The 4,507-nt window shown below is 47.1% G+C and carries 4 protein-coding genes; 3 read left to right on the forward strand and 1 reads right to left on the reverse strand.

Going from position 1 to position 4,507, the window contains the following annotated elements; genetic code table 11:
• Nucleotides 1-210, reverse strand: a 210-nt coding sequence (locus CPT76_RS08580; RefSeq protein ID WP_181152745.1) for an AraC family ligand binding domain-containing protein, incomplete at its 3' end; no start/stop codon positions are given.
• 179 nt (nucleotides 211-389) lie between these two features.
• On the opposite strand from CPT76_RS08580, the gene CPT76_RS08585 reads away from it, so the two are divergent.
• From CPT76_RS08585 to CPT76_RS08595, 3 genes are all read left to right on the forward strand, one after another.
• Nucleotides 390-2,213: a glycoside hydrolase family 127 protein gene (locus CPT76_RS08585; protein WP_258168607.1), complete on the forward strand. Its 1,824-nt coding sequence runs from the start codon at nucleotides 390-392 to the stop codon at nucleotides 2,211-2,213.
• Nucleotides 2,214-2,242: 29 nt separating this feature from the next.
• A complete protein-coding gene (locus tag CPT76_RS08590) occupies nucleotides 2,243-3,664 on the forward strand; it encodes a family 43 glycosylhydrolase (protein ID WP_105444013.1) in 1,422 nt (473 codons plus the stop codon).
• 203 nt (nucleotides 3,665-3,867) lie between these two features.
• Nucleotides 3,868-4,507, forward strand: a 640-nt coding sequence (locus CPT76_RS08595; protein WP_105442622.1) for a sugar ABC transporter permease, incomplete at its 3' end; no start/stop codon positions are given.

Consider the following 4,507-nt stretch of genomic DNA (forward strand, 5'->3'; position numbering starts at 1 on the left):
GACGAGCGCTTCTCCTTCACGGATAGCAAACTCCCGGCTTTCGATTCGGAATGTGGCCGTTCCCTTGGACAAATAAATGATTTCCATCTCATTATGCCAATGGACGGGCAGAATCGTGCGGACCCCGGCTTGATGCTCCACCTTGTATATATACAGAGGGAAGCCGGGAACCCCGTGCAGCTTGTTTTCTCGGTACCGGTGCTCGTACATTTGGGCTCTCCTAAGAATCGTAATATAGTGACGATAGTACGCGATTAAATGCTAGATAATTCAAAAACAACAATAATATCATTATATTAAATCACATCCTTAGGGAAAGGAGTAGTGTTATTCATAAAATCCGGGTTTCATACATTTTTATGGTATGGATCATAACCGATGGAAAAGAGGTGACCGGTTTGTTTACCAACTTTCGCCTTGATGAAGTAAGGTTGACAGACAGTTCCTTTGCATTTCGCAGACAACTTGTAAAAAAGTATATTGTTGAATTTGATCTGAACCGGCTTATGCATACGTTTAAAATGAATGCCGGGCTTCCGTCCAACGCGGAGCTCTTGGGCGGTTGGGAAAGCGATGAGAGCGGTATCAGAGGACATTTCGTCGGGCATTATCTGTCAGCCTGTTCCAAATTTGCCTTTGCCGATCAGGACGAGGGGTTGAAATCAAAAGCGAATGAAATCGTTGATATGATGGAGTTATGCGCTAAGCCTAACGGATATTTGAGCGCTTTCGAAGAGGAGAAGCTCGATACGCTCGAATTCGAGGAAAATCGAAATGTATGGGCGCCATACTACACCCTGCACAAGATTATCCAGGGGTTGGTCGATTGCTATGCGTATCTCGGCAGTGAAAAAGCCCTGGCTCTTTCCGTAAACCTGGCCCACTACATTCACGGACGTTTTGAAAAGCTTTCCTTCTGGAAAATCGATGGGATTCTCCGTTGTACGAAGGTGAACCCTGTAAATGAGTACGGAGGGATCGGCGATGCCCTGTACACCCTGTATGACACCACCGGCGATGCCAAAATACTTGAGCTGGCCCAACTCTTCGACAGGGATTATTTCCTGGATCATCTTGCGGACGGCAAGGATGTGCTTGAAAATCTGCACGCAAACACTCACCTTCCGATGATTATAGCGGCAATGCACCGGTTTGACCTTACGGGCGAGGAGAAATATCGAACGGCGGCCTTGAATTTTTATGATTACTTAAAGGGAAGAACTTTTGCCAATGGAAACAACAGCTCAAAGGCCACCCATTTTATCAAAGGCGGAGTTTCCGAAAAATCGGAGCACTGGGGAGGCTACGGACAGCTGGCAGATGCATTGACCGGCGGCGAAAGCGAGAGTTGCTGCGCGCATAATACGGAAAGGATTCTGGAGCGGTTGTTTGAATGGTACGGGGCGGTTGAGTATCTGGATCATATGGAATCGCTGAAATACAATGCGGTGTTGAATAGCGCCAGCGATGAAACGGGCCTTTCGCAATACCACCAGCCGATGGGCAACTGCGCGACCAAAAAATTCAGCGATCCGTACGATTCCTTCTGGTGTTGTACCGCCTCAGGCATCGAGGCAATGAGCGAGCTGCAGAAGAATATCTGGTTTAAAAGCGGGGATGCTCTGTTGATGAATGCCTTTATTCCATCTGCTGTGGTTTGGAAAGAAAAGCATGTCACAATCACACAGCTTACGGAATTCCCCGATGGGCTTACGTCCACGCTCGTGGTTAATGCAGCCGAACCGTCAGCTTTCAAACTAATGCTCAAGGAAAAAGCAGTCAAAGCTGTAAAAATCAATTCCGCTCCGATCGAACTTGTCAGGGAAAACGGGTACGTCGGGATTCAACGTGTTTTTCAGGATCAGGATACGATCGAAATTGAAATAGAGGCATCTCTGCATTTGGTTCCGCTCCAAGGCTCAGACCGTTTGGCGGCGGTGATGTTTGGCACCGTGTTACTGGCTCAGATCGGGCAAGGTTCGCTTTTGCAAGGGATGTCAAATGCAAATATCAACGAAAGATTCGTCAGATCGGAAAAGAAGCAACTGGAGTTTGCCCTTAACGATGACCAAGTCAAACAAGCGAAATTCATACCGCTATTCAGAGTTGAGGAAGAAGCGTATTCCGTATATTTGGACTTAGAAGAGGATTCCAGCCTCAACCGCCGTTTTTCCTTTGCTAAAGATGGCAGCTCGGCGTATGAAGAAGCCTGAAGGCATATTTAAAGGAGTGAACGTTTATGATGAAAAAACAAGGGCTAAACCCCTATCTCCCATCGTGGGAATACATACCTGACGGAGAACCGTACGTTTTTAACGACAGAGTTTATGTATATGGCTCGCATGACCGATTTAACGGACATGTGTTTTGTTTAAACGACTACGCTTGCTGGTCGGCACCCGTGAATGATCTAGGCGACTGGCGGTATGAGGGCGTGATCTACACCAAAACGGATGACCCGCTAAATCCTGATGGCAGAATGTGTCTTTATGCGCCGGACGTCACCGTCGGACCGGATGGTCGTTATTATCTTTATTATGTCCTGGATAAGGTTCCGGTTGTTTCAGTTGCCGTCTGCGATACACCTGCTGAAAAGTATGAATTTTACGGATACGTAAGGTACGCGGACGGTACACGCTTGGGCGAAAGAGAAGGGGACGAGCCCCAGTTTGATCCGGGTGTATTGACAGAAGGGAAGAAGACGTACTTATATACTGGTTTCTGTGCACCCAAGGATAAATCCAGACATGGCGCAATGGCCACGGTGCTTGGTGAAGATATGCTTACCATTGTGGAGGAACCTGTATTTGTTGCCCCAAGTGAACCTTACAGTACGGGAAGCGGGTTTGAAGGGCATGAATTTTTTGAGGCTCCCTCCATCCGTAAGAAGGGTGATACCTATTATCTTGTCTATTCATCGATTGTCATGCATGAATTATGTTATGCCATCAGTAAATCTCCGACAAAAGGCTTCATTTATCAGGGCGTCATCATAAGCAACAATGATCTTCACATCGGTTCCTACAAACCGGCGGACAAACCGATGTATTATGGCGGGAATAACCATGGCAGCATTGTGGAAATTAACGATGGATGGTTCATTTTTTATCATCGCCATACCAACGGTACGGCTTTTAGCCGGCAGGGCTGCATCGAACCGATCGTCATCCGGGAGGATGGAACGATTCCTCAAGTGGAAATGACCTCTTGCGGTCCCAATGACGGTCCGCTTGTGGGTCGAGGTGAATACCACGCCTACTTGGCATGTAATCTGTTCTGTAAAGACGAAGAATTGTATACTGGCGGTTTCGGCTCAGGGGCATGGATGGACAGCCGTTTTCCGAAGATCACGCAGGAGGGAAGAGACGGGGACGAAGAGATCGGATACATCGCTAACATGACAGACTCCGCTACTGCCGGTTTCAAGTATTTCGACTGCCAAGGAATCCGGAAGGTGAAACTCAAGGTGCGTGGTTATTGCCAGGGCAACTTTGAAATTAAAACGACTTGGGACGGACCGGCTCTCGGAAAAATACCCGTTAACTTCACGAATATATGGACGGAATATTCAACGGATCTCGTCATTCCGGATGGCATACAGGCTCTATATTTTACGTACACGGGCAGCGGAAGCGCGGATCTGGCTTCGTTTATTTTAGAGTAGGCCGCCCGCCTGGGAACCAGTTTCCCGAAAAAATACGCAAGCAGTTCCGAGCATTTTCCGGAACTGCTTTTTTTGGTTTGTGTGATCTTTTAATGATAAAGCTATGGAGGCCGAGTATTAAAAAATGACAACGCTTTCTTAAGAATGTTGGCTTACGAGCAGATGGGTCAAGAGGATAGACTAGCAATAAAGGAGGAGCGCATATGGATTTGGATGCACAGATTACGAGAACTGCGGATCACGGCGGTCAGAAGCACCAATTATGGAAGCGGTTCAAAAAGCAAAAAATACTGCATGTATTTGTAGGACTGGGTATGATCTTTCTGCTGATTTTCTCGTACACGCCGATGTTCGGTATTCTTATGGCGTTTAAAGACTACAGTATTTCAAATGGTATCAAGGGGATCTTTACCAGCGAGTGGGTCGGTTTGAGATATTTCGATGAATTCATCCATGATTATAAGTTTGCCACGATTGTACGCAACACGCTTGTCCTGAGCTTACTGAAGGTCATCTTCGCTTTTCCCGCACCGATTCTGCTTGCGATCCTGTTGAACGAAGTGAAAAACATGGCGTTCAAACGATTCGTGCAGACGATCAGCTACTTGCCGCATTTTATTTCCTGGGTTGTAGTCGTCGGAGTATCCTATGCCTTCCTGTCCGCGGATGTTGGCATGGTAAACAGGGTCCTATTCGAAGCTGGTTTGATTGACAAACCGCTCAACATTTTGACGAGTCCCAACTATTTCTGGGGACTTGCTGTCGGCAGTGCGATCTGGAAGGAAATGGGCTGGTGGACGATTATATTCTTGGCGGCCATAACGGGAATTAATCCTTCGCTTT

Source organism: Paenibacillus sp. AR247 (genome assembly GCF_002968895.1).
In the GTDB taxonomy this organism is placed as follows: domain Bacteria; phylum Bacillota; class Bacilli; order Paenibacillales; family Paenibacillaceae; genus Paenibacillus_AQ; species Paenibacillus_AQ favisporus.